Origin of the sequence: Enterobacter sp. PTB (genome assembly GCF_051130085.1) — a bacterium.
In the GTDB taxonomy this organism is placed as follows: domain Bacteria; phylum Pseudomonadota; class Gammaproteobacteria; order Enterobacterales; family Enterobacteriaceae; genus Enterobacter; species Enterobacter ludwigii.
Map to the genome: position 1 here is coordinate 1 of NZ_JBDKEE010000019.1, position 24,374 is coordinate 24,374.

General features: G+C 54.9%; 22 protein-coding genes and 4 tRNA genes. 24 read left to right on the forward strand and 2 right to left on the reverse strand.

The window, feature by feature from the left end:
- Nucleotides 1-86 precede the first annotated feature (86 nt).
- The 4 genes from AAIR21_RS20015 to AAIR21_RS20030 all read left to right on the forward strand — a co-directional run bounded on the left by AAIR21_RS20015 (nt 87) and on the right by AAIR21_RS20030 (nt 485).
- A tRNA-Gln gene (locus AAIR21_RS20015) sits at nt 87-161 on the forward strand.
- Between the two features lie 17 nt (nt 162-178).
- A tRNA-Met gene (locus AAIR21_RS20020) sits at nt 179-255 on the forward strand.
- 44 nt (nt 256-299) lie between these two features.
- A tRNA-Gln gene (locus AAIR21_RS20025) sits at nt 300-374 on the forward strand.
- Between the two features lie 36 nt (nt 375-410).
- Nucleotides 411-485 (forward strand) — tRNA-Gln (locus AAIR21_RS20030).
- Between the two features lie 96 nt (nt 486-581).
- Here AAIR21_RS20030 and ubiF read toward each other — a convergent pair.
- Nucleotides 582-1,757 carry a 3-demethoxyubiquinol 3-hydroxylase gene (gene ubiF, locus AAIR21_RS20035; protein WP_151887604.1) on the reverse strand — a complete coding sequence of 392 codons (1,176 nt, stop codon included), beginning with the start codon at nt 1,755-1,757 and terminating at the stop codon, nt 582-584.
- A gap of 136 nt (nt 1,758-1,893) precedes the next feature.
- Between ubiF and miaB the strand changes: the two genes are divergently transcribed.
- The 10 genes from miaB (at nt 1,894) to rihA (ending at nt 12,102) form a co-directional block, all read left to right on the forward strand.
- Entirely contained in the window at nt 1,894-3,318 is a 1,425-nt protein-coding gene (gene miaB / locus AAIR21_RS20040) for a tRNA (N6-isopentenyl adenosine(37)-C2)-methylthiotransferase MiaB (protein ID WP_020884986.1), read from the forward strand.
- Between the two features lie 164 nt (nt 3,319-3,482).
- Nucleotides 3,483-4,529, forward strand: a complete 1,047-nt coding sequence (locus AAIR21_RS20045) for a PhoH family protein (protein ID WP_183516529.1) — start codon at nt 3,483-3,485, stop codon at nt 4,527-4,529.
- The gene (gene ybeY, locus AAIR21_RS20050) at nt 4,526-4,993 is read left to right on the forward strand and encodes an rRNA maturation RNase YbeY (RefSeq protein WP_040016936.1); all 468 of its coding nucleotides are present in this window, start codon (nt 4,526-4,528) and stop codon (nt 4,991-4,993) included. Before AAIR21_RS20045 ends, ybeY begins: the two co-directional genes overlap by 4 nt.
- Nucleotides 4,994-5,082: 89 nt before the next feature.
- Entirely contained in the window at nt 5,083-5,961 is an 879-nt protein-coding gene (gene corC, locus AAIR21_RS20055) for a CNNM family magnesium/cobalt transport protein CorC (protein WP_014169132.1), read from the forward strand.
- Nucleotides 5,962-5,966: 5 nt separating this feature from the next.
- On the forward strand, nt 5,967-7,505 hold the full coding sequence (gene lnt, locus AAIR21_RS20060) for an apolipoprotein N-acyltransferase (protein WP_044857535.1): 1,539 nt from the start codon (nt 5,967-5,969) through the stop codon (nt 7,503-7,505).
- Between the two features lie 331 nt (nt 7,506-7,836).
- A complete protein-coding gene (locus tag AAIR21_RS20065; RefSeq protein ID WP_020884991.1) occupies nt 7,837-8,742 on the forward strand; it encodes an amino acid ABC transporter substrate-binding protein in 906 nt (301 codons plus the stop codon).
- 155 nt (nt 8,743-8,897) lie between these two features.
- Nucleotides 8,898-9,638 (forward strand): amino acid ABC transporter permease, encoded by a 741-nt coding sequence (locus tag AAIR21_RS20070; RefSeq protein WP_020884992.1) that lies wholly within the window; start codon nt 8,898-8,900, stop codon nt 9,636-9,638.
- Nucleotides 9,638-10,312, forward strand: coding sequence for a glutamate/aspartate ABC transporter permease GltK (gene gltK / locus AAIR21_RS20075; RefSeq protein WP_014169128.1), 675 nt, complete (start codon nt 9,638-9,640; stop codon nt 10,310-10,312). Before AAIR21_RS20070 ends, gltK begins: the two co-directional genes overlap by 1 nt.
- The gene (locus AAIR21_RS20080; protein ID WP_014169127.1) at nt 10,312-11,037 is read left to right on the forward strand and encodes an amino acid ABC transporter ATP-binding protein; all 726 of its coding nucleotides are present in this window, start codon (nt 10,312-10,314) and stop codon (nt 11,035-11,037) included. Before gltK ends, AAIR21_RS20080 begins: the two co-directional genes overlap by 1 nt.
- Before the next feature lie 120 nt (nt 11,038-11,157).
- The gene (gene rihA / locus AAIR21_RS20085; protein ID WP_040016929.1) at nt 11,158-12,102 is read left to right on the forward strand and encodes a pyrimidine-specific ribonucleoside hydrolase RihA; all 945 of its coding nucleotides are present in this window, start codon (nt 11,158-11,160) and stop codon (nt 12,100-12,102) included.
- Nucleotides 12,103-12,181: 79 nt separating this feature from the next.
- Here the strand turns inward: rihA and AAIR21_RS20090 are convergent, their stop codons facing one another.
- Nucleotides 12,182-12,664, reverse strand: coding sequence for a zinc ribbon-containing protein (locus tag AAIR21_RS20090; protein ID WP_025204671.1), 483 nt, complete (start codon nt 12,662-12,664; stop codon nt 12,182-12,184).
- Between the two features lie 214 nt (nt 12,665-12,878).
- Here AAIR21_RS20090 and leuS point away from each other — a divergent pair, with 214 nt between their 5' ends.
- The 10 genes from leuS (at nt 12,879) to dacA (ending at nt 24,318) form a co-directional block, all read left to right on the forward strand.
- On the forward strand, nt 12,879-15,461 hold the full coding sequence (gene leuS / locus AAIR21_RS20095) for a leucine--tRNA ligase (RefSeq protein WP_020884994.1): 2,583 nt from the start codon (nt 12,879-12,881) through the stop codon (nt 15,459-15,461).
- Nucleotides 15,462-15,475: 14 nt separating this feature from the next.
- On the forward strand, nt 15,476-16,045 hold the full coding sequence (gene lptE / locus AAIR21_RS20100) for an LPS assembly lipoprotein LptE (protein WP_025204672.1): 570 nt from the start codon (nt 15,476-15,478) through the stop codon (nt 16,043-16,045).
- On the forward strand, nt 16,045-17,076 hold the full coding sequence (gene holA, locus AAIR21_RS20105; RefSeq protein ID WP_183516531.1) for a DNA polymerase III subunit delta: 1,032 nt from the start codon (nt 16,045-16,047) through the stop codon (nt 17,074-17,076). Before lptE ends, holA begins: the two co-directional genes overlap by 1 nt.
- The gene (gene nadD / locus AAIR21_RS20110) at nt 17,069-17,734 is read left to right on the forward strand and encodes a nicotinate-nucleotide adenylyltransferase (RefSeq protein WP_014169121.1); all 666 of its coding nucleotides are present in this window, start codon (nt 17,069-17,071) and stop codon (nt 17,732-17,734) included. Before holA ends, nadD begins: the two co-directional genes overlap by 8 nt.
- 270 nt (nt 17,735-18,004) lie before the next feature.
- Nucleotides 18,005-18,322 carry a ribosome silencing factor gene (gene rsfS, locus AAIR21_RS20115; RefSeq protein WP_003858696.1) on the forward strand — a complete coding sequence of 106 codons (318 nt, stop codon included), beginning with the start codon at nt 18,005-18,007 and terminating at the stop codon, nt 18,320-18,322.
- Between the two features lie 3 nt (nt 18,323-18,325).
- Nucleotides 18,326-18,793, forward strand: coding sequence for a 23S rRNA (pseudouridine(1915)-N(3))-methyltransferase RlmH (gene rlmH / locus AAIR21_RS20120; RefSeq protein ID WP_003858701.1), 468 nt, complete (start codon nt 18,326-18,328; stop codon nt 18,791-18,793).
- 28 nt (nt 18,794-18,821) lie between these two features.
- On the forward strand, nt 18,822-20,723 hold the full coding sequence (gene mrdA / locus AAIR21_RS20125) for a peptidoglycan DD-transpeptidase MrdA (protein WP_014169119.1): 1,902 nt from the start codon (nt 18,822-18,824) through the stop codon (nt 20,721-20,723).
- Nucleotides 20,724-20,725: 2 nt separating this feature from the next.
- Entirely contained in the window at nt 20,726-21,838 is a 1,113-nt protein-coding gene (gene mrdB, locus AAIR21_RS20130) for a peptidoglycan glycosyltransferase MrdB (RefSeq protein WP_014169118.1), read from the forward strand.
- Nucleotides 21,839-21,854: 16 nt separating this feature from the next.
- On the forward strand, nt 21,855-22,967 hold the full coding sequence (gene rlpA, locus AAIR21_RS20135; protein ID WP_047743935.1) for an endolytic peptidoglycan transglycosylase RlpA: 1,113 nt from the start codon (nt 21,855-21,857) through the stop codon (nt 22,965-22,967).
- 139 nt (nt 22,968-23,106) lie between these two features.
- Nucleotides 23,107-24,318 carry a D-alanyl-D-alanine carboxypeptidase DacA gene (gene dacA, locus AAIR21_RS20140; protein ID WP_014169116.1) on the forward strand — a complete coding sequence of 404 codons (1,212 nt, stop codon included), beginning with the start codon at nt 23,107-23,109 and terminating at the stop codon, nt 24,316-24,318.
- The last annotated feature ends 56 nt before the right edge of the window (nt 24,319-24,374 follow it).

Here is a 24,374-nt window from a genome sequence, read left to right on the forward strand (position 1 = left end):
GGCACCGGTTTTTGATACCGGCATTCCCTGGTTCGAATCCAGGTACCCCAGCCATATTTCTTCGATTTTGCGGTTCTCCGCGGTATTGGGGTATCGCCAAGCGGTAAGGCACCGGTTTTTGATACCGGCATTCCCTGGTTCGAATCCAGGTACCCCAGCCATCGAAGATTGCAGTACTGGCTACGTAGCTCAGTTGGTTAGAGCACATCACTCATAATGATGGGGTCACAGGTTCGAATCCCGTCGTAGCCACCAAATTAATCATCTGTCGAATGATTCGGTAGACGAGAAAAAATTGTTGGGGTATCGCCAAGCGGTAAGGCACCGGATTCTGATTCCGGCATTCCGAGGTTCGAATCCTCGTACCCCAGCCAATTTAAAAAGTCGTTAAGCACATTGTTTAACGCAATTGGGGTGTCGCCAAGCGGTAAGGCTCTGGTTTCTGATACCAGCATTCCGGGGTTCGAATCCCTGCACCCCAGCCACTTAGTAACAAAAAAGCCCGCTCTGCGGGCTTTTTTGTTTTTGTTGGATTATGTACCGCATCCGAAAGCCCTCTCCCGCAGGAGAAGGCACTCAGATTAAAGGCCTAACGCATACTTCAGTGCCTGACGCTTCAGCCCACCGGCACGCTCCGCCGCCATCAACCCAATGTTACGCAGAATGCGCACCGGACCAAGATCGTTACTGAACCCGGCGTAAAACAGATCCATCCCCGACTGCATGATAAAGTTATCCGCCATACGCCGCGTCTGGTAACGTTTCAGTACCGGATGGCTGGCCCAGGCCTCCGCATGAGCGCGCGCATTGCCCAGCACATCCAGTAAAGCCTCAACGTCACGGTATCCCAGGTTCACGCCCTGCCCCGCCAGCGGGTGAATGGTGTGTGCCGCATCCCCCACCAGCGCCAGCCCTGCACGGGCATACTGCAACGCATGGCGACGGGTAAGCGGAAACGCCCCGGCGGCAACCGGCATGACGTTGCCCAGACGGCGTGGGAAGTGCTGATGGATCTCTCGCTGCAACTGCTCCATTGAAAGCCCCTGCAACTGACGAATGCGCGCCGGTTTGTCATACCACACCAGCGACGCCCAGCGATCAAACAACGGTAAAAAGGCATGCGGTCCATTCGGGGTAAAGTGCTGCCAGGTGCTCTCACCCGGGTCATTCTCACACTGCACGGTGATCAACATGCACGCCTGCTGGTACTGCCAGGCATGAATGCCAATTCCTGCCATTTGCCTGACCTGTGAGTTGGCACCATCCGCTCCGACAACCAGCCTCGCGGCCAGCTCATCACCCTTATCCAGCTCAAGCAAATACCCGCCTTCGTGGGGATGCAGTGCTTTAAGTGACGCCGGGACGCGCAGCGCCACTTTCGGATGCGCCTCCAGGGCCTGCCAGAGCGCCAGCTGGAGGACCGTATTTTCCACCATATAACCCAGGCGGGGCAGCTTCAGTTCAGCGGCATCAAACGCGACATGCGCATTCTCCCACTCCCAGGTTTCGAGACGGCTGTAAGGGTGCGCGCGCATCCCGAGCACGGCATCCCAGACGCCCAGCCCGCGCAGCAGATCGACAGAGGCAGCGCTGATAGCTGAAATTCGCACATCCGGCTTTGCCGTCGGGTCAAACGCAACAGGGGCAGCCTGCTCGATAACCGTCACCTCAAATCCCTGCTGCGCCAGCCCCAGCGCGAGTGCGCCGCCGACCATACCGCCGCCGACAACGGCAATTTCGGTTTGTTGGAGAGTCATGGTCAATTATCCTTAATGGTATATACCTTAAGTTTACCGGATTTTTTCGGTCTTGAGGTTGACAACCTTCATACTGGTCACAACCGCAGCAAAGCATTACAATACGCGCCCTGCATTCCTGAGCATGAGCAAGTCGATGACAAAAAAACTCCATATAAAAACCTGGGGCTGTCAGATGAACGAATACGATTCATCCAAGATGGCCGATCTGCTGGATGCCACGCACGGGTATCAACTGACTGACAACGCGAACGAAGCGGACGTGTTGCTGCTCAATACCTGTTCGATCCGTGAGAAGGCGCAGGAGAAGGTGTTCCATCAACTGGGCCGCTGGAAGCTTATCAAACGCAAAAGACCCGATGTGATCATTGGCGTGGGTGGCTGTGTGGCCTCGCAGGAAGGCAAACTGATCCGCCAGCGTGCTCACTATGTTGATATTATTTTTGGCCCGCAGACGCTGCACCGTCTGCCGGAGATGATCAACGCCGTTCGCGAGAATCGCCGCCCGGTGGTTGACGTAAGCTTCCCGGAAATCGAAAAATTTGACCGTCTGCCAGAACCACGCGCGGATGGTCCAACAGCCTACGTCTCCATTATGGAAGGCTGTAACAAGTACTGCACCTATTGTGTCGTACCGTATACCCGCGGCGAAGAAGTGAGCCGTCCGACCGACGACATTCTGTTTGAAGTGGCGCAACTGGCGGCACAGGGTGTGCGTGAAATTCATCTGCTGGGCCAAAACGTCAACGCCTGGCGCGGCGAGAACTACGACGGTACCACCGGCAGCTTTGCAGAACTGCTGCGCCTGGTGGCCGCGATCGACGGCATCGACCGCCTTCGCTTCACCACCAGCCACCCGATGGAATTTACCGATGACATCATTGATGTGTATCGCGACACGCCAGAGCTGGTGAGCTTCCTGCATCTGCCGATTCAGTGCGGTTCCGACCGCGTGCTGAACCTGATGGGACGTCCACATACGGTACTGGAGTACAAATCCATCATCCGCAAGCTGCGTGAAGCCCGTCCTGACATCCAGATTAGCTCCGACTTTATCGTTGGCTTCCCGGGCGAAACCACGGATGACTTTGAGCGCACGATGAAGCTCATTGGCGAAGTGAATTTTGACGTCAGCTACAGCTTTATCTTCTCAGCGCGTCCAGGTACTCCTGCGGCCGATATGGTCGACGATGTGCCGGAAGAAGAGAAAAAGCAGCGTCTGTATATTCTGCAGGAGCGTATCAACCAGCAGGCCAACGCCTGGAGCCGTCGCATGGTCGGCACCGTCCAGCGTATTCTGGTGGAAGGCACTTCCCGTAAGAGCATTATGGAGCTGTCAGGACGCACCGAAAATAACCGCGTCGTGAACTTTGAAGGCACGCCAGACATGGTCGGTAAATTTGTGGACGTGGAGATTGTCGACGTGCTGACCAACTCCCTGCGCGCAAAAGTGGTCCGTACCGAAGACGAAATGGGTCTGCGCATCGCACAGTCGCCGGAATCCGTCATGTCCCGCACCCGCAAAGAAAGCGACGCTGGCGTCGGTATTTACCAGCCATAACGCCATCCGGCCTGCCGGTTCGGCAGGCCTTGTATTTCCTCTCATCGCCCCCAATATCTTCCGCAACGCTTGCGCCTTTATTCTATGGCGTGAATAATTTCGGTAATGACCGTTTTATTACGCCAGGTGGCACCGGGTCAGTTAAACAATCAAAGAGGAACAGTTTGAACATAGATACGCGTGAAATTAGCCTTGAGCCAGCAGACAACGCTCGCCTGCTGAGCCTGTGCGGGCCGTTTGATGACAACATCAAACAACTGGAGCGACGTCTGGGTATCGAAATCAATCGTCGCGATAATCTTTTCAAACTCACCGGACGCCCTCTCTGCGTCAACGCCGCTGCGGATATTCTGCGTAGCCTGTATGTGGATACCGCCCCAATGCGCGGTGAAATACAGGATATCGAGCCAGAACAGATCCACCTCGCGATCAAAGAGGCGCGCGTGCTTGAGCAAAGCGCAGAAAGTGTGCCGGACTATGGCAAGGCCATCAATATTAAGACCAAACGTGGCGTCATTAAGCCGCGTACGCCAAACCAGGCGCAGTACATCGCCAACATTCTCGACCATGACATCACCTTCGGTGTGGGCCCGGCGGGTACGGGTAAAACCTATCTGGCCGTTGCCGCGGCGGTTGATGCGCTTGAACGTCAGGAGATTCGTCGCATCCTGCTGACCCGTCCGGCGGTGGAAGCGGGTGAAAAACTGGGCTTTCTGCCAGGCGATCTGAGCCAGAAGGTTGACCCTTACCTTCGTCCGTTATACGACGCACTGTTCGAGATGCTCGGCTTTGAGAAAGTTGAGAAGCTGATTGAGCGTAACGTGATTGAAGTTGCCCCGCTCGCCTATATGCGCGGCCGTACGCTGAATGATGCATTCATTATTCTCGATGAAAGCCAGAACACCACCATCGAACAGATGAAAATGTTCCTGACACGTATCGGCTTTAACTCAAAAGCGGTCATTACCGGTGACGTCACGCAGATTGACCTGCCGCGCAGCACCAAATCGGGTCTGCGCCATGCCATTGAAGTGCTGGCCGACGTCGACGAAATCAGCTTTAACTTCTTCCACAGCGAAGACGTGGTCCGTCACCCGGTTGTGGCGCGCATCGTTAACGCTTATGAAGCATGGGAAGAAGCAGATCAGAAGCGTAAGGCCGAACTGGCCGCAGAACGTAAGCGCGAAGCGCAGGAGCAAGAACAAAAATGAGTCAGGTGATCCTCGATTTACAACTGGCATGTGACGATAATTCCGGCTTGCCAGAAGAGGCGCAGTTTCAGACATGGCTGGATGCGGTTATCCCCCCGTTTCAGGAAGAATCAGAAGTCACGATTCGTCTGGTGGATGAAGCCGAAAGCCATGAGCTTAACCTGACCTACCGCGGGAAAGATAAGCCGACCAACGTGCTCTCTTTCCCCTTCGAAGCCCCACCGGGAATTGAGATGCCGCTGCTGGGCGATCTGATCATCTGCCGCCAGGTCGTGGAACAGGAAGCTAAAGAGCAGCAAAAACCGCTGGAAGCCCACTGGGCGCATATGGTGGTACACGGCAGCCTGCATCTGCTCGGCTACGACCATATTGAAGATGACGAAGCGGAAGAGATGGAGTCCCTCGAGACAGAGATAATGCTTGCTCTGGGCTATGAGGATCCGTACATTGCCGAGAAAGAATAGTCAGTCGACCGACTGACTAACATGCCGCCGCGTAGGGAAATAGCGCGGCGGTAAACGTTGAACTAACAAGAGAACCCTTAACAAACGCCATGAGCGACGACAATTCACACAGTAGCGACACGACAAACACCAAAAAGGGATTTTTCTCCCTCATTCTGAACCAGCTTTTCCACGGCGAACCTAAAAACCGTGACGAACTGCTGGAGCTGATTCGTGATTCCGGGCAAAACGACCTTATCGATGAAGATACGCGCGAAATGCTCGAAGGGGTAATGGACATCGCCGACCAGCGCGTTCGCGACATCATGATCCCCCGCTCGCAGATGATCACCCTGAAACGTAACCAGACTCTGGACGAGTGCCTCGATGTGATCATCGAATCCGCACACTCGCGTTTCCCGGTCATCAGCGAAGACAAAGATCACATTGAAGGGATTTTGATGGCGAAAGATCTGCTGCCGTTTATGCGCAGCGATGCCGAAGCCTTCAGCATGGAAAAAGTGTTACGCCAGGCCGTGGTTGTGCCGGAAAGTAAACGTGTGGATCGGATGCTGAAAGAGTTTCGCTCTCAGCGCTACCACATGGCGATTGTTATTGATGAATTTGGTGGCGTTTCCGGTCTCGTCACGATCGAAGATATCCTTGAGCTGATCGTGGGCGAAATCGAAGATGAGTATGACGAAGAAGAAGATATCGACTTCCGTCAGCTTAGCCGTCACACCTGGACCGTTCGTGCGCTGGCCTCGATTGAGGACTTTAACGACGCCTTTAGTACCCATTTCAGCGATGAAGAGGTCGATACTATTGGCGGGCTGGTGATGCAGGCCTTTGGCCACCTTCCGGCACGCGGCGAGACCGTTGACATCGACGGTTACCAGTTCAAAGTGGCAATGGCCGACAGCCGACGTATTATACAGGTTCACGTCAGAACGCCGGACGACTCACCGGTGCCAAAACTGGAAGATTAATGTAAATGGCATTTGCCCCATTACTTGAACGCCAGCGCGTACGTTTGCTGCTGGCGCTGTTACTCGGAGCCAGCGGAACGCTGGCTTTTTCTCCTTACGATATCTGGCCTGCAGCCATTCTCTCCCTGATGGGACTTCAGGGTTTAACCCTGAATCGTCGTCCCGTCCAGGCGGCAGCGATTGGCTACTTCTGGGGACTGGGGCTGTTTGGCTCCGGCATCAACTGGGTCTATGTCAGCATCGCTCAGTTTGGCGGTATGCCAGGACCCGTTAACGTCTTCCTCGTGGTACTGCTGGCCGCTTATCTCTCGCTCTATACCGGTCTGTTCGCGGGTATCCTTTCTCGCCTGTGGCCAAAAACCACCTGGCTGCGCGTTGCCATTGCTGCGCCGGTTGTCTGGCAAATTACCGAGTTCCTTCGCGGCTGGGTACTGACTGGCTTCCCGTGGCTGCAGTTCGGTTACAGTCAGATTGATGGCCCGCTAAAGGGGCTTGCTCCGGTAATGGGCGTTGAAGCGATTAACTTCCTGTTGATGGTGGTGAGCGGACTGCTGGTCCTGGCGCTGGTCACACATAACTGGAAGACGCTGGTCGTGGCGCTGGTGTTGTTTGCCCTGCCTTTCCCACTGCGTTATATCCAGTGGTACAGCCTGGTGCCAGAGCGCACCACGCAGGTTTCAATGGTGCAGGGGAATATCCCTCAGTCAATGAAATGGGACGAGAAAGAGCTGCTGAACACGCTGAAGATCTACGCTAACGCCACCGAGGCGGTCATGGGTAAATCGCAGCTCATCATCTGGCCAGAGTCGGCGATTCCGGATCTGGAAATTAACCAGCAGCCGTTCCTGAACATGATGAACGATCTACTGCTGGCTCGCGGCAGTACGCTGGTTACCGGGATTGTCGATGCGCGTCTGAATCAGCAGAACCGCTATGACACCTACAACACCATTATTACACTGGGTAAAGACAGCGAATACAGCTACAACTCCACTGACCGGTATAACAAGAATCACCTGGTACCGTTTGGCGAATTTGTACCGCTGGAGTCCATTCTGCGCCCGTTAGCACCGTTCTTTGACCTGCCGATGTCCTCATTCAGCCGTGGCCCGTACGTTCAGCCCCAGCTGCATGCGCACGGTTTTGCCCTGACGGCGGCCATCTGCTACGAAATTATCCTCGGCGAGCAGGTGCGCGATAACTTCCGTCCGGACACTGACTTCCTGCTGACTATCTCCAACGATGCCTGGTTTGGTAAGTCGATTGGCCCGTGGCAGCACTTCCAGATGGCGCGGATGCGCTCCCTGGAGCTGGCGCGCCCGCTGCTGCGTAGCACCAACAACGGCATTACCGCCGTGATTGGCCCGCAGGGCGAAATCCAGGCCATGATCCCGCAATTCACCCGTGAAGTGCTGACGACCAACGTCACGCCTGCGACGGGCCTGACGCCTTATGCCCGCACCGGCAACTGGCCGCTGTGGATCCTGACCGCGCTGTTCGGATTTGGCGCGGTGCTGATGAGCTTGCGTCAGCGTCGTCGATAATTTCCCCTCCCTTCCCCTCTCCCGTTGGGAGAGGGCATTTCTGGCACGTCTCTTGCTTTATTTCCCCACGTAAACGCAGTTTGGCTTAACATGCAACTTCGTCGCACCAGCGTAGATCACCGGTAGCACCGAAACGGTGCAACGAGAGATATTTGCCTCTGATTGGTGCGGCGCGCTTCGCAAAAATAAACAATAACGCAGCAAAATCTTTACATTAAGCCAGACTAAATGTTAACAAGCTTGCATAACACTGCACTCGCATAGCGCGAGATATAACAACATCACAATGGGTATCAATGCGTCACTGGCGCTGATAAGAAAGGAGTTGGGTATGCAATTACGTAAACTGGCCACAGCAATGCTGGTTATGGGGATGTCGGCAAGCGTCGTTCACGCTGAAGATGCTCCGGCTGCCGGGAGCACTCTCGACAAGATTGCCAAAAACGGCGTGATCGTGGTCGGCCACCGTGAATCTTCTGTCCCGTTCTCTTACTACGACAACACGCAAAAAGTCGTGGGCTATTCACAGGATTACTCCAACGCTATCGTTGAAGCTGTGAAGAAAAAGCTGAACAAACCTGACCTGCAGGTGAAGCTGATTCCAATCACTTCACAAAACCGTATTCCACTGCTGCAAAACGGCACGTTCGATTTTGAGTGCGGTTCCACCACCAACAACCTTGAGCGTCAGAAACAGGCTGCCTTCTCTGACACCATCTTCGTCGTGGGCACCCGCCTGCTGACCAAGAAAGGCGGCGAGATCAAAGACTTTGCGGACCTGAAAGGCAAAGCCGTTGTTGTTACCTCCGGTACCACTTCCGAAGTGTTGCTGCACAAGCTGAACGACGAGAAGAAAATGGATATGCGCATCATCAGCGCGAAAGATCATGGCGACTCTTTCCGTACCCTGGAAAGTGGCCGTGCTGTGGCGTTTATGATGGATGATGCCCTGCTGGCAGGCGAACGTGCAAAAGCGAAGAAACCAGACAACTGGGATATCGTCGGCACGGCGCAATCTAAAGAAGCGTACGGCTGTATGCTGCGTAAAGACGATCCGCAGTTCAAGAAGCTGATCGATGACACCATCGCTCAGGTTCAGACCTCAGGTGAAGCGGAAAAATGGTTCGATAAATGGTTCAAGAACCCGATTCCACCCAAAAATCTTAACATGAACTTCGAACTGTCTGACGACATGAAAGCGCTGTTCAAATCACCAAACGACAAGGCTCTTAACTAATTAGAACAACAGGGGCGGGATCTCCTGCCCTCTCGATTGTCGGGAAGCATGGACAGACTATACGTTGAGTGGTCGTTCCCCACTCAGCGCGAAAAATGAGCTTCTCACCAATCTTCGAGGGTAGCGCTGCTACCCTTTTTTTTCTGGAGTTTATTATGTCAATAGACTGGAACTGGGGCATATTCCTGCAACAAGCCCCGTTCGGCAACACCACCTATCTTGGCTGGCTGTGGAGCGGTTTTCAGGTTACCGTCGCCTTATCGATCACGGCGTGGATTATCGCGTTTCTTGTCGGTTCACTGTTCGGTATTTTGCGCACCGTGCCTAACCGTTTTCTCTCATCTCTCGGCACCCTGTATGTGGAACTGTTCCGTAACGTTCCGCTGATTGTGCAATTTTTCACCTGGTATCTGGTCGTCCCGGAACTGCTGCCGGAAAATATTGGCATGTGGTTTAAGTCAGAACTGGATCCGAACGTGCAGTTCTTTGTCTCCTCCATGCTCTGTCTGGGGCTCTTCACCGCCGCGCGCGTTTGCGAGCAGGTGCGTGCCGCCATTCAGTCACTGCCGCGCGGACAAAAAAATGCTGGCCTGGCGATGGGCCTGACGCTGCCACAAACTTACCGCTACGTACTGCTGCCTAACGCTTACCGCGTCATTGTTCCACCGATGACGTCTGAGATGATGAACCTGGTGAAAAACTCGGCCATCGCCTCGACCATCGGTCTGGTGGATATGGCCGCACAGGCGGGCAAGCTGCTGGATTATTCCGCTCACGCGTGGGAATCCTTCACGGCGATCACACTCGCCTATGTTCTGATTAACACTTTCATCATGCTGGTGATGAACCTGGTTGAACGCAAAATCCGCCTGCCGGGCAATCTGGGGGGCAAATAATGTACGAATTTGACTGGAGTTCTATCGTTCCATCCATGCCTTACCTGCTGGATGGCCTGCTGATCACCTTAAAAATCACCGTGATTGCTATTGTGGTGGGTATCGTCTGGGGCACCCTGCTGGCGGTCATGCGCCTGTCGGCCTTTAAACCGTTCGCCTGGTTTGCCACAGCCTACGTTAACGTTTTCCGCTCCATCCCACTGGTGATGGTACTGCTGTGGTTTTACCTGATTGTTCCCGGCTTTCTGCAAAACGTGCTGGGGCTGTCGCCGAAAACCGATATCCGCCTGATCTCCGCGATGGTCGCGTTCTCAATGTTTGAGGCTGCTTACTATTCAGAGATTATCCGAGCGGGTATTCAGAGTATTTCTCGTGGGCAGTCCAGCGCCGCGCTGGCGTTGGGGATGACGCACTGGCAATCCATGCAGCTCATTATTCTGCCGCAGGCGTTTCGCGCCATGGTTCCCCTCCTGCTGACCCAGGGCATCGTACTGTTCCAGGATACCTCTCTGGTCTACGTACTGAGCCTGGCAGACTTCTTCCGTACCGCGTCTACCATCGGTGAACGTGATGGTACGCAGGTCGAAATGGTGCTCTTCGCGGGTGGCGTCTATTTTGTGATTAGTTTAAGCGCGTCGCTGTTGGTCAGCTGGCTGAAGAAAAGGACTGTATAATGATTTCCCTGAAAAATGTTTCTAAATGGTATGGGCACTTTCAGGTGCTGACCGACTGCTCAACCGAAGTGAAAAAAGGTGACGTGGTGGTGGTATGTGGGCCATCCGGCTCTGGTAAATCCACGCTGATCAAAACCGTTAACGGCCTGGAGCCGGTGCAGCAAGGTGAGATCCTCGTCAATGGCACCAAAGTCAATGACAGGAAAACCAACCTTGCTCAGCTGCGTTCCCACGTCGGCATGGTGTTCCAGCACTTTGAGCTGTTTCCGCACCTCTCCATTATTGAGAACCTGACGCTGGCGCAGGTAAAAGTGCTGAAACGCGATAAAAAGCTCGCGCGCGATAAAGGTCTGAAGCTGCTGGAACGCGTGGGGCTCTCTGCGCATGCTGATAAATTCCCGGCGCAGCTCTCTGGCGGTCAGCAGCAGCGTGTGGCTATTGCCCGGGCCCTGTGTATGGATCCGGTCGCCATGCTGTTTGATGAACCGACTTCCGCTCTCGATCCCGAGATGATCAACGAAGTGCTGGACGTAATGGTTGAGCTGGCGCACGAAGGGATGACGATGATGGTGGTGACCCACGAAATGGGCTTTGCCCGCAAAGTGGCGAACCGCGTGATCTTCATGGACGAAGGGAAGATTGTTGAAGACTCGCCGAAAGAAGAGTTCTTCGCCAATCCTAAATCCGAGCGAGCAAAAGACTTCCTCGCCAAAATCCTGCACTAATCTCCCCGGTGCGCAATCTGCGGATTGCGCACTGCTTCACGCTTTAGCTCTCTTCTTCTCGTCGGCGTCACATTGCAGCGTTAACCTTGTCACAAAATAATGCTACGTATGGAGCACGCTATGGCACAACCTATCCTTCTCGATTGCGACCCGGGTCATGATGACGCGATCGCCCTCGTCCTTGCACTTGCCTCCCCTGAACTGGACGTCAAAGCCGTTACGTCCTCTGCCGGAAACCAGACCCCGGAGAAAACGCTGCGTAACGTCCTGCGTATGCTGACGTTGCTCAAACGCACCGATATTCCGGTCGCCGGTGGTGCCGTCAAACCGCTTATGCGCGATCTGATCATTGCCGACAACGTGCACGGTGAAAGTGGGCTGGATGGCCCGGCACTGCCCGAACCGGGGTTTGAAGCGCAACCCTGCACCGCCGTAGAGCTGATGGCGAAAGTGCTGCGTGAAAGCGCGGAACCGGTCACGCTGGTGGCCACCGGCCCGCAAACCAACGTTGCGCTGCTGCTGAACAGCCATCCGGAATTGCACAGTAAAATCGCCCGAATCGTGATCATGGGCGGCGCAATGGGACTCGGGAACTGGACGCCAGCGGCGGAGTTCAACATTTTTGTCGATCCGGAAGCCGCAGAGATTATCTTCCAGTCTGGCCTGCCGATTGTCATGGCCGGCCTGGACGTCACCCATCGCGCACAAATAATGGCGCACGACATTGCGCGCTTTCGTGCCATTGGCAACCCGGTGGCGACAACCGTCGCAGAGTTGCTGGACTTCTTTATGGAGTATCACAAAGCCGCGAAATGGGGTTTTCACGGCGCGCCGCTGCACGATCCGTGCACCATTGCCTGGCTGCTCAAACCGGAGATGTTTACCACGGTAGAACGGTGGGTAGGCGTGGAAACCCAGGGGAAATACACTCAGGGTATGACGGTAGTGGACTACTATTCGCTGACGGGCAATCAACCCAACACCACGCTGATGGTGGATATCGACCGTGAAGCGTTCGTGGATTTGCTGGCGGAAAGACTCAACTATTACAGTCAGGCCCGGTAAGCGATGGCCGCCGGGCATGGTAAACTGCTCTGCGGCATGATGCCCTCCCTCTGACCTGCAGAGAGAGGGCGGCTTTTACCTAGGGCTCAAACGGCCGACGCTGGAACTGATCGTGTCCGCACTTTGGACACAGCGGCAACACATCCGGCGTATAGACTGCAATGTGGTGATGGCATTTCTCGCACACCAGATTCCCCAGCCCGACCACTTCTCCGCTGTGATAGACCCCGTGGTGGTTGAGATCCTGAAAGACTTCACGCCACTCCAGCTGCGTTTTATCGGTGATATCCGCCAGCTCCTGCCACAGGCTTTCTTTAATTACCCGCATAAAGACACTGTCGGTAACCTCGTTCTGACTCTCTTCGTAGCTTCGCGCAAACTCTTCCAGGTCGCGGCGTACGGCGCGCGTCACCTCTTCCACTTCGGTTCGCGTTAACTCACCCGTTTGCGTCACGCGGGCCCGCGCCTGTTCCACCAGCGCATCGATATCACGCTCGCCATTACGCAGCCGTTCCGTCAGTGTTGTCACCAGTTCTCGGTAAAATTGAGCAACCTTGTTCATCATTTTGCCTCCCGGGTAAGTAACTGACTCTAATAATAGACCTTATTTCGCCACCGCTTTGCCAGGTGAACCACAGACCCGACAAATTCCTCACGCGCGCATTTGTGCGAAAGGCTGTTTTGGCGCGGGCGTTTGGGCTATGCTATGCGGATCTGAATTACCACATCCATTGGCTACATTTGTAGCTGTATTGAAAACAGGACCACTGGCTGCCATGCAAGAGCAATACCGCCCGGAAGAGATAGAATCAAAAGTCCAGCAACACTGGGACGAGAAGCGCACCTTTGAAGTAACCGAAGACGAGAGCAAAGAGAAGTATTACTGCCTGTCGATGCTTCCCTATCCTTCTGGTCGACTACACATGGGCCACGTGCGTAACTACACCATTGGTGATGTGATTGCCCGCTATCAGCGTATGCTCGGCAAAAACGTCCTGCAGCCAATCGGCTGGGATGCGTTTGGTCTGCCTGCAGAAGGCGCGGCGGTCAAAAACAACACGGCACCTGCCCCTTGGACGTACGACAACATCGCGTACATGAAAAACCAGCTCAAAATGCTGGGCTTTGGCTATGACTGGAGCCGCGAGCTGGCAACCTGCACCCCGGAATACTACCGCTGGGAGCAGAAATTCTTCACCGAGCTGTACAAAAAAGGCCTGGTGTACAAGAAGACCTCTGCCGTTAACTGGTGCCCGAACGACCAGACCGTACTGGCGAACGAGCAGGTTATCGACGGCTGCTGCTGGCGTTGTGATACCAAAGTTGAGCGTAAAGAGATCCCGCAGTGGTTTATCAAAATCACCGCCTACGCTGACGAGCTGCTGAACGATCTGGATAATCTGGATCACTGGCCTGATACCGTCAAGACCATGCAGCGTAACTGGATCGGCCGTTCAGAAGGCGTGGAGATCACTTTCAACGTTGAGAACGACGATCGGACCCTGACCGTCTACACTACCCGTCCGGACACCTTCATGGGTGCGACCTATCTGGCCGTGGCCGCTGGCCACCCGCTGGCGCAGAAAGCCGCGGAAAACAACCCGGAACTGGCGGCCTTCATCGACGAGTGCCGCAACACCAAAGTGGCCGAAGCCGACATGGCGACGATGGAGAAGAAAGGCGTTGATACCGGCTTTAAGGCTATCCATCCCCTGACGGGCGAAGCAATCCCTGTCTGGGCAGCCAACTTCGTGCTGATGGAGTACGGCACAGGCGCCGTCATGGCCGTTCCAGGCCACGATCAGCGTGACTACGAATTTGCCACCAAATATGGCCTGACCATCAAGCCTGTCATCCTCGCGGCTGATGGTTCTGAACCAGACCTCTCCGCACAAGCCCTGACCGAAAAAGGCACGCTGTTCAACTCGGGTGAATTCAGCGGTCTGAGCTTTGAAGATGGCTTCAACGCGATTGCCGACAAGTTAGCGTCGCTGGGCGTCGGTGAGCGTAAAGTCAATTACCGCCTGCGCGACTGGGGGGTCTCTCGCCAGCGCTACTGGGGAGCACCTATCCCAATGGTGACGCTGGAAGATGGTACCGTGATGCCAACGCCAGAAGATCAACTCCCGGTGATCCTGCCGGAAGATGTGATCATGGACGGTATCACCAGCCCAATCAAAGCCGATCCTGAGTGGGCAAAAACGACCGTTAACGGCCAGCCAGCGCTGCGTGAAACTGACACCTTTGATACCTTTATGGAATCGTCATGGTACTACGCGCGATACACCTGCCCGCAGTATCAGGAAGGCATGCTGGATTCCGATGCAGCAAACTACTGGCTGCCTGTGGACATCTACATCGGTGGTATTGAACACGCCATCATGCACCTGCTCTACTTCCGCTTCTTCCACAAGCTGATGCGCGACGCAGGCATGGTCAACTCTGACGAACCAGCAAAACAGCTGCTGTGTCAGGGAATGGTGCTGGCCGATGCCTTCTACTACGTCGGGGCGAACGGCGAGCGTAACTGGGTGTCTCCGGTTGACGCGATCGTTGAGCGCGACGAGAAAGGTCGTATCGTGAAGGCGAAAGACGCCGAAGGTCATGAACTGGTTTATACCGGCATGAGCAAGATGTCGAAGTCTAAAAACAACGGCATCGACCCTCAGGTGATGGTTGAGCGTTACGGCGCAGATACCGTGCGTCTGTTTATGATGTTTGCCTCTCCGGCTGACATGACCCTGGAATGGCAGGAATCGGGCGTTGAAGGGGCTAACCGCTTCCTGAAGCGTGTCTGGAAACTGGTTTACGAGCACACCTCTCAGGGTGATGCTCCGGCAGTGAACGTCGCGGCACTGACTGAAGATCAACAGGCGCTGCGTCGTGATGTTCATAAAACGATTGCAAAAGTGACCGATGATATTGGTCGTCGTCAGACCTTCAATACCGCAATTGCGGCTATTATGGAACTGATGAACAAGCTGGCAAAAGCCCCGCAGGACGGCGAGCAGGATCGTGCCTTAATGCGTGAAGCGCTGCTGGCCGTCGTTCGCATGTTGAACCCGTTCACCCCGCACGTCAGCTTCACCCTCTGGCAGGAGCTGAAAGGCGAAGGCGATATCGACAACGCACCGTGGCCAGTGGCTGACGAATCCGCGATGGTGGAAAACACCACGCTGGTTGTGGTCCAGGTTAACGGCAAAGTTCGCGGTAAAATTACCGTGGCGGTCGATGCTACCGAAGAACAGGTTCGCGAACGCGCAGGCCAGGAACATCTGGTTGCGAAATATCTTGAGGGCGTTACCGTACGTAAAGTGATCTACGTACCGGGTAAATTGCTGAATCTGGTCGTTGGCTAAGCGCGGGAGGAAACGTGCGACAACTGGCAACAATACTCTTATCTCTGGCGGTGCTTGTCACCGCTGGTTGTGGCTGGCATCTGCGCAATACCACGGCAGTGCCTGCTGAAATGAAAACGATGATTTTCGACTCATCGGATCCGAATGGTCCACTCAGCCGGGCAATTCGAAACCAGCTGCGTCTTAACGATGTTGAGTTGATTGAGAAAGGGACGTTACGTCAGGATGTTCCATCCCTGCGCGTTCTGGGCTCAACCTTAGCCAAAGACACGGCGTCCATTTTCCAGGACGGCCGTACCGCAGAGTATCAGATGGTCCTGTCGGTTAATGCCTCCGTTCTGATCCCGGGTAAAGACATCTACCCAATCAGCACGAAAGTGTACCGTTCGTTCTTCGATAACCCGCAGACGGCTCTGGCAAAAGACGCCGAGCAGCAGATTATCATTAACGAAATGTACGATAAGGCCGCAGAGCAGCTGATCCGTAAGCTGCCGGGCGTTGCCGCGTCAACGAAACAGGGTTCTGACATCATCGAAAAACCGGATGCCACAACGCCTCCTGTTTCTGCCTCAATGGGTAACTGATGATCAGGCTGTATCCTGAACAACTCCGCGCGCAGCTCAATGAAGGGCTGCGCGCGGCGTATCTGCTTCTCGGAAACGATCCGTTATTACTTCAGGAAAGCCTGGATGCCGTCCGACAGGCGGCGGCCGGTCAGGGCTTTGATGAACACCACACCGTTCAGCTGGATAACAACACCGACTGGAATGCCCTCTTCTCGCTTTGCCAGGCAATGAGCCTCTTCGCATCGCGCCAGACCATCCAGATCCTGCTACCGGAGAATGGCCCTAACGCGGCCATCAATGAACAGCTGGCAACGCTGGTCAGTCTGCTGCACAGCGATCTGCTGTTTATTGTGCGCGGCAACAAGCTCACCAAAGCGCAGGAAAACGCGGCCTGGTTTACCCGGCTCGCGGCCAATGCGGTTATGGTGACCTGTCAGACGCCTGAGCAAGCCCATCTGCCAAAATGGGTCGCGACAAGAGCGAAGCAAAGCAATCTTCAGCTGGACGACGCCGCAAACCAGCTCCTCTGCTACTGCTATGAAGGTAACCTGCTGGCACTGGCGCAGGCGCTGGACAGGCTCTCCCTGCTCTGGCCAGACGGTAAGCTGACACTGCCACGCGTGGAGCAGGCCGTTAACGATGCCGCGCACTTTACGCCCTTCCACTGGGTGGATGCACTGCTGGCAGCGAAAAGCAAACGCGCCCTGCATATATTGCAACAGCTGCGTCTGGAAGGTAGCGAACCGGTTATTTTGCTGCGCACTCTTCAGCGTGAATTATTACTGCTGATTACGCTCAAGCGTCAGTCTGCACATACGCCATTACGTTCGCTGTTTGATAAACATCGGGTGTGGCAAAACCGTCGGGCGATGACCACCGAGGCCATCAACCGCCTGAGTCATGAACAGCTGCGTCAGGCCGTGCAGCTTCTGATGCGCGCTGAGCTTACGTTGAAACAAGATTATGGTCAGTCGGTCTGGGCGGAGCTGGAAAGTCTCTCTCTGCTGCTCTGCCATAAGGCGCTGGCAGACGTATTTATCGATGGATAGTATGCATTCTTTACAGGCCCTGTACGGTGGTACCTTCGACCCGGTCCATTACGGACATCTGAAGCCGGTTGAAATTCTGGCGAATCTGATCGGCCTTCAGCGCGTAATCATCATGCCCAATAATGTGCCGCCACACCGTCCGCAACCTGAGGCGAGCAGCGAGCAGAGAAAAGAGATGCTCGCTCTGGCCATCGCGGATAAACCGCTTTTTAGCCTTGATGAGCGAGAACTGCGCCGCGACACACCGTCCTGGACGTCGCAAACGCTGCAGGAGTGGCGAGCCGAGCAAGGGCCGGACACGCCGCTGGCCTTTATTATTGGTCAGGACTCCCTGCTCAATTTTCCCACCTGGCACCAGTATGAAACGATTCTGGAAAACAGCCACCTGCTTGTCTGTCGCCGCCCGGGCTATCCGCTGACTATGCGAGAAGAGCAGTACCAGCAGTGGCTTGAGGCGCATCTCACAGACAATATTGAAGACTTGCACAACCAGCCTGCCGGGAAGATTTATCTGGCAGAGACGCCGTGGTTCGATATTTCTGCGACCCTCATTCGCGAGCGTCTGCAGCAGGGATTAGCCTGTGACGATCTGCTGCCATCAGCTGTGCTGGACTACATTCACGCGCATGGGTTGTATCAGAAAAGCGCAGACGCATAGCGGGGGCGCATGAAAAAGCGGCGTAATGATTATCCTGCCTTGACAGGTTAAGCCATACTGTTATCCTCCGCTGCCAGACTTTCCCGCCGATCATTGCTTTACAGAAATTGTTTTACAAAAATGGCGATGCAATCTCAGGCGGAGGGTGGGATGATACCCGCCTTCAAAAGCCCGGCCGGAGACATTTGTCCCGACACTGGCGTCAGTTCAGGTATACTGTCTGGCCACGAATTCATAGTTATACAATCTCATTCACCCCAGGGGGAAAACTTGCAGGGTAAAGCACTCCAGGATTTTGTTATCGACAAAATTGATGACCTGAAAGGTCAGGACATCATCGCTATCGACGTTAAGGGTAAATCCAGCATCACCGACTGCATGATTATCTGCACCGGTACTTCAACGCGTCATGTTGTTTCGATTGCCGACCACGTTGTTCAGGAATCGCGTGCAGCAGGCCTGTTACCGCTTGGCGTTGAAGGTGAAGCGACCGCTGACTGGGTGGTTGTCGATCTCGGCGATGTGATTGTCCATGTCATGCAGGAAGAGAGCCGTCGCCTGTATGAGCTGGAAAAACTCTGGGGTTAATGCGTGAAGTTGCAACTGGTCGCCGTCGGCACCAAAATGCCGGACTGGGTACAAACCGGTTTTACTGAATATCTGCGTCGTTTTCCAAAAGACATGCCGTTCGAACTGGTGGAAATTCCCGCCGGGAAACGCGGCAAGAACGCCGATATCAAACGTATTCTCGATAAAGAGGGAGAGCTGATGCTGGCTGCCGCAGGCAAAAACCGCATCGTCACCCTCGATATTCCAGGTAAACCCTGGGATACGCCGCAGCTGGCGCACGAACTGGAGCGCTGGAAGCAGGATGGTCGTGACGTCAGTCTGTTGATTGGCGGGCCTGAAGGGTTATCTCCTGCCTGCAAAGCGGCGGCAGAACAAAGTTGGTCTCTCTCCGCGCTGACGCTTCCCCACCCGCTCGTTCGGGTACTGGTGGCAGAAAGCCTGTATCGCGCGTGGAGCATTACTACCAACCACCCATATCACCGCGAGTAGTGACTGACCAGGGTAGATTAAGCAGCGGATGAAACTACAGAATTCTTTTCGCGACTATACGGCTGAGTCCGCGCTGTTTGTGCGCCGGGCGCTGGTCGCCTTTACGGGGATTTTGCTGCTTACCGGCGTGCTGATCGCCAACCTCTATAATCTGCAAATTGTCCGCTTTACCGATTATCAGACGCGTTCAAACGAAAACCGTATCAAGCTGGTGCCCATCGCGCCCAGCCGCGGCATTATCTACGACCGTAATGGCACTCCGCTGGCGTTAAACCGCACCATTTATCAAATCGAAATGATGCCGGAAAAAGTCGATAATGTGCAGGATACGCTTGAAGCGCTAAAAGGCGTTGTCGATCTGACCGACGATGATATCGCCGCGTTCAAAAAAGAGCGTGCTCGCTCCCACCGTTTCACCTCAATCCCGGTTAAAACAAACCTGACGGAAGTCCAGGTGGCCCGCTTTGCCGTGAACCAGTATCGTTTTCCCGGCGTGGAAGTGAAAGGTTACAAGCGTCGCTACTACCCTTACGGTTCCGCGCTGACGCATGTCATTGGTTACGTTTCCAAGATCAACGATAAAGACGTTGAACGCCTCGATAAAGACGGCAAACTGGCGAACTACGCAGCGACGCACGATATCGGTAAGCTGGGGATCGAACGCTACTACGAAGATGTCCTGCACGGGCAGACCGGCTATGAAGAGGTTGAAGTTAACAACCGTGGCCGCGTCATTCGCCAGCTCAAAGAAGTGCCACCGCAGGCGGGGCATGACGTCTACCTGACGCTCGACCTCAAGCTGCAGCAGTATATTGAAACCTTACTGGCGGGCAGCCGTGCTGCCGTTGTCGTCACCGACCCGCGTTCCGGCGGCATTCTGGCGATGGTGTCCATGCCAAGCTACGACCCGAACCTCTTTGTCGATGGTATCTCCAGCAAAGACTATTCCGGTCTGCTCAATGACCCGAATACGCCACTGGTGAACCGCGCCACACAAGGGGTTTACCCGCCAGCGTCAACGGTAAAACCGTACGTGGCGGTCTCTGCGCTGAGCGCGGGCGTCATCAACCGCAATACCAGTCTGTTTGACCCGGGCTGGTGGCAATTACCAGGCTCTGAAAAACGCTATCGCGACTGGAAAAAATGGGGCCATGGTCACCTCAACGTTACCAAATCGCTGGAAGAATCTGCGGATACCTTCTTCTACCAGGTTGCGTATGACATGGGCATTGACCGCCTGTCAGAGTGGATGAGCAAATTCGGCTATGGACATTACACCGGCGTTGACCTTTCAGAAGAACGTTCCGGTAACATGCCAACCCGTGAGTGGAAGCTGAAGCGCTTTAAGAAGCCGTGGTATCAGGGTGATACCATTCCGGTGGGTATCGGTCAGGGCTACTGGACGGCGACCCCGATTCAGATGAACAAAGCGATGATGATCCTCATCAACGATGGCGTAGTGAAAGTTCCGCACCTGCTGCAAAGTACGGTTGAAGACGGCAAAAAAGTGCCGTGGATCCAACCGCATGAGGCCCCGGTGGGTGACATTCATTCCGGTTACTGGGAAATTGCCAAAGACGGTATGTACGGCGTGGCGAACCGCCCGAACGGGACCGCACATAAGTATTTCGCCGGCACACCGTATAAAGTGGCCGCCAAATCCGGTACTGCGCAGGTCTTCGGTCTGAAAGCCAATGAAACCTATAACGCGCACCGCATTGCTGAACGTCTGCGTGACCATAAGCTGATGACGGCCTTTGCCCCTTATGATAACCCGCAGGTTGCGGTGGCGATGATTCTGGAAAACGGCGGCGCAGGTCCGGCCGTGGGGACCATCATGCGCCAGATCCTCGACCACATTATGCTGGGTGATAACAACACCGAACTGCCGGCTGAAAACCCGGCCGCCGCTGCGGCGGAGGACCAATAATCATGACGGATAATCCAAATAAGAAATCGCTGTGGGATAAAATCCACATCGACCCAGCCATGCTGCTGATCCTGTTGGCTCTGCTGGTTTACAGCGCCCTGGTTATCTGGAGCGCCAGCGGCCAGGACATCGGCATGATGGAGCGCAAAATCGGCCAGATCGCGATGGGTCTGGTCATTATGGTGGTCATGGCGCAGATCCCGCCGCGGGTCTATGAAGGCTGGGCACCGTATCTGTACATATTCTGTATTGTGCTGCTGGTTGCGGTAGATGCCTTTGGGGCCATCTCTAAAGGCGCGCAGCGCTGGCTGGATCTGGGCGTTGTCCGCTTCCAGCCCTCTGAAATAGCCAAAATAGCGGTTCCCTTGATGGTGGCGCGTTTTATTAACCGTGACGTCTGCCCGCCTTCGCTGAAAAATACCGCCATTGCGCTGGTGCTGATTTTCCTGCCGACGCTACTGGTTGCGGCGCAGCCTGACCTCGGCACCTCGATTCTTATCGCCCTCTCCGGCCTGTTTGTCCTGTTCCTGTCGGGTTTAAGCTGGCGTCTGATTGGCATTGCAGTCGTGCTGGTGGCAGCGTTCATCCCGATTCTCTGGTTCTTCCTGATGCATGATTACCAGCGACAACGCGTCATGATGCTGCTCGATCCGGAAACCGATCCGCTGGGTGCGGGCTATCATATTATTCAGTCCAAGATTGCGATCGGTTCCGGCGGCCTGCGCGGTAAAGGCTGGCTGCACGGCACCCAGTCCCAGCTGGAGTTCTTACCGGAACGCCACACCGACTTTATCTTTGCGGTTCTGGCGGAAGAGCTGGGCCTGGTTGGCATCCTGATTCTGCTGGCGCTGTATGTGCTGTTGATCATGCGAGGGCTGTGGATCGCCGCGCGTGCGCAAACCACCTTTGGCCGCGTGATGGCAGGCGGGTTGATGCTGATTTTATTCGTTTATGTCTTCGTAAATATTGGTATGGTGAGTGGTATTCTGCCGGTTGTTGGCGTCCCGCTCCCGCTGGTGAGCTACGGAGGCTCGGCACTGATCGTGTTGATGGCCGGGTTTGGTATCGTGATGTCGATCCATACCCACAGAAAAATGTTGTCAAAAAGCGTATAAAAATAAGGGGATCGGAATGCGTAAGCAGTGGCTGGGGATCTGCATTGCGGCAAGTTTACTTGCGGCCTGCACAAGTGATGATGGTCAGCAACAGGCAACCGTCGCGCCGCCGCAGCCTGCGGTTTGTAATGGCCCGATCGTTGAAATCAGCGGTGCCGATCCCGTTTATGAACCGCTCAATGCCAGCGCGAATCAGGATTACGAGCGCGACGGCAAAAGCTACAAAATTGTTCAGGATCCCTCCCGCTTTAGCCAGGCTGGCTTTGCCGCCATTTATGATGCCGAGCCAGGCAGCAACCTGACGGCGACCGGCGAAGCGTTCGATCCGATGCAACTGACGGCGGCTCACCCGACCCTGCCTGTCCCGAGCTACGCCCGTATCACCAACCTGGCGAATGGTCGTATGATCGTGGTACGCATTAACGATCGTGGTCCCTACGGTAACGACCGGGTGATATCCCTGTCACGCGCGGCTGCAGACCGCCTGAACACCTCGAACAATACCAAAGTCCGTATTGACCCGATTATCGTGGCGCAGGATGGCACCCTCTCCGGGCCAGGTACCGCGTGTACGACGGTGGCGAAACAGACTTACGCCCTTCCCGACCGCCCGAACCTGGACGGCGGCATGGGAAGCGTCTCTTCTCCGGCAGAGCCTTCTCAGCCAGCAGGAGAAGTGCGCCCAATCAGCAATGATACGCTGCAGAGTGACGACACGACGGGTGCGCCGGTAAAGAGTAGCGGCTTCCTTGGCGCACCGACAACGTTAGCCACCGGCGTGCTGGAAGGCAGCGAACCTACGCCAGCACCGGCTCCTGTTGCCGCTCCTGCCACAGAGCCTGCGCCCGTAACGGCTCCGGCGACGGCGCAAAGCACACCGGTTGCGGCTCCAGCGGCGGCCAGCGGCGGCTTTGTGGTTCAGGTTGGGGCGGTAAGCGATCAGGCCCGTGCGCAGCAGTATCAACAGCGTCTGAGCCAACAGTTTGGTGTTCCGGGACGCGTTGCGCAAAACGGCGCAGTATGGCGTATTCAGATGGGGCCGTTTGCCAGCAAATCGCAGGCAGCGTCTCTGCAGCAGCGCCTGCAAAATGAAGCCCAACTACAATCATTTATCGCTGTAGCGAAATAATGAACTGGCGGCATCCAAAGTGTCAATTTGTGTAAAACACATTCACAAACTCATGCTTAAAGTCGGATGCCTGCCTGAATAGCATTTGCTATAGTAAGGCACTTTTTTTAATTCCATCACGGATGTCGTTGTTCTGACCATGAAGACCACTTTTTCTGCTCGTTTTGTGCAGCGCATGGCGCTGACCACGGCCCTTTGCGCAACTGCTCTCTCTGCAGCTCATGCCGATGACCTGAATATCAAGACCATGATCCCTGGCGTTCCGCAAATCGACGCGGAATCGTATATCCTGATCGACTACAACTCTGGCAAAGTGCTGGCTGAACAGAATGCCGACGCCCGCCGCGATCCGGCCAGCCTGACCAAAATGATGACCAGCTACGTTATCGGCCAGGCCATGAAAGCAGGGAAGTTCAAAGAAACGGATCTGGTCACCATCGGTAACGATGCGTGGGCTACCGGCAACCCGGTATTTAAAGGTTCATCATTGATGTTCCTGAAACCGGGCATGCAGGTTCCTGTTTCTCAGCTGATCCGTGGTATTAACCTGCAATCCGGTAACGATGCGTGCGTGGCAATGGCCGATTTCGCCGCAGGAAGCCAGGATGCCTTCGTCGGTCTGATGAACAGCTACGTCACCGCGCTGGGTCTGAAGAACAGCCATTTCCAGACCGTACATGGTCTTGACGCAGATGGTCAGTACAGCTCCGCACGTGATATGGCGTTGATTGGTCAGGCGCTGATCCGTGACGTGCCGAACGAATACTCCATCTATAAAGAGAAAGAGTTCACCTTCAACGGTATCCGTCAGACCAACCGTAACGGCCTGCTGTGGGATAACAGCCTGAACGTTGACGGCATCAAAACTGGCCATACCGATAAAGCTGGCTACAACCTGGTTGCTTCTGCCACCGAAGGCCAGATGCGTCTGATCTCTGCCGTGATGGGCGGTCGTACCTTCAAAGGTCGTGAGACGGAAAGCAAGAAACTGCTGACCTGGGGCTTCCGTTTCTTCGAAACCGTGAACCCGTTGAAAGCCGGTAAAGAGTTTGCTTCTGAGCCAGTCTGGTTCGGTGATAACGACCGTGCTTCCCTTGGCGTGGATAAAGATCTGTACCTGACCATTCCTCGTGGTCGCATGAAAGATCTGAAAGCCAGCTACGTGCTGAACACCACTGAGCTGCACGCGCCACTGCAGAAAAACCAGGTGGTGGGCACCATCAACTTCCAGCTGGATGGTAAAACCATCGATCAGCGTCCGCTGGTTGTTTTGCAAGAAATCCCGGAAGGCAATTTCTTCGGCAAAATCATTGATTACATTAAATTGATGTTCCATCACTGGTTTGGCTAAAAATTGAACACTTGAAAGTGTGATTTTGATCCCCATATACTAGATATCCTGATAAC

Bases quoted from the DNA above. Each gene is read 5' to 3' on its own strand.
- ubiF (WP_151887604.1), bottom strand. From the start codon at position 1,757: ATGACTCTCCAACAAACCGAAATTGCCGTTGTCGGCGGCGGTATGGTC.
- miaB (WP_020884986.1), top strand. From the start codon at position 1,894: ATGACAAAAAAACTCCATATAAAAACCTGGGGCTGTCAGATGAACGAA.
- ybeY (WP_040016936.1), top strand. From the start codon at position 4,526: ATGAGTCAGGTGATCCTCGATTTACAACTGGCATGTGACGATAATTCC.
- corC (WP_014169132.1), top strand. From the start codon at position 5,083: ATGAGCGACGACAATTCACACAGTAGCGACACGACAAACACCAAAAAG.
- lnt (WP_044857535.1), top strand. From the start codon at position 5,967: ATGGCATTTGCCCCATTACTTGAACGCCAGCGCGTACGTTTGCTGCTG.
- AAIR21_RS20065 (WP_020884991.1), top strand. From the start codon at position 7,837: ATGCAATTACGTAAACTGGCCACAGCAATGCTGGTTATGGGGATGTCG.
- AAIR21_RS20070 (WP_020884992.1), top strand. From the start codon at position 8,898: ATGTCAATAGACTGGAACTGGGGCATATTCCTGCAACAAGCCCCGTTC.
- gltK (WP_014169128.1), top strand. From the start codon at position 9,638: ATGTACGAATTTGACTGGAGTTCTATCGTTCCATCCATGCCTTACCTG.
- AAIR21_RS20080 (WP_014169127.1), top strand. From the start codon at position 10,312: ATGATTTCCCTGAAAAATGTTTCTAAATGGTATGGGCACTTTCAGGTG.
- rihA (WP_040016929.1), top strand. From the start codon at position 11,158: ATGGCACAACCTATCCTTCTCGATTGCGACCCGGGTCATGATGACGCG.
- AAIR21_RS20090 (WP_025204671.1), bottom strand. From the start codon at position 12,664: ATGAACAAGGTTGCTCAATTTTACCGAGAACTGGTGACAACACTGACG.
- leuS (WP_020884994.1), top strand. From the start codon at position 12,879: ATGCAAGAGCAATACCGCCCGGAAGAGATAGAATCAAAAGTCCAGCAA.
- holA (WP_183516531.1), top strand. From the start codon at position 16,045: ATGATCAGGCTGTATCCTGAACAACTCCGCGCGCAGCTCAATGAAGGG.
- nadD (WP_014169121.1), top strand. From the start codon at position 17,069: ATGGATAGTATGCATTCTTTACAGGCCCTGTACGGTGGTACCTTCGAC.
- mrdA (WP_014169119.1), top strand. From the start codon at position 18,822: ATGAAACTACAGAATTCTTTTCGCGACTATACGGCTGAGTCCGCGCTG.
- mrdB (WP_014169118.1), top strand. From the start codon at position 20,726: ATGACGGATAATCCAAATAAGAAATCGCTGTGGGATAAAATCCACATC.
- rlpA (WP_047743935.1), top strand. From the start codon at position 21,855: ATGCGTAAGCAGTGGCTGGGGATCTGCATTGCGGCAAGTTTACTTGCG.
- dacA (WP_014169116.1), top strand. From the start codon at position 23,107: ATGAAGACCACTTTTTCTGCTCGTTTTGTGCAGCGCATGGCGCTGACC.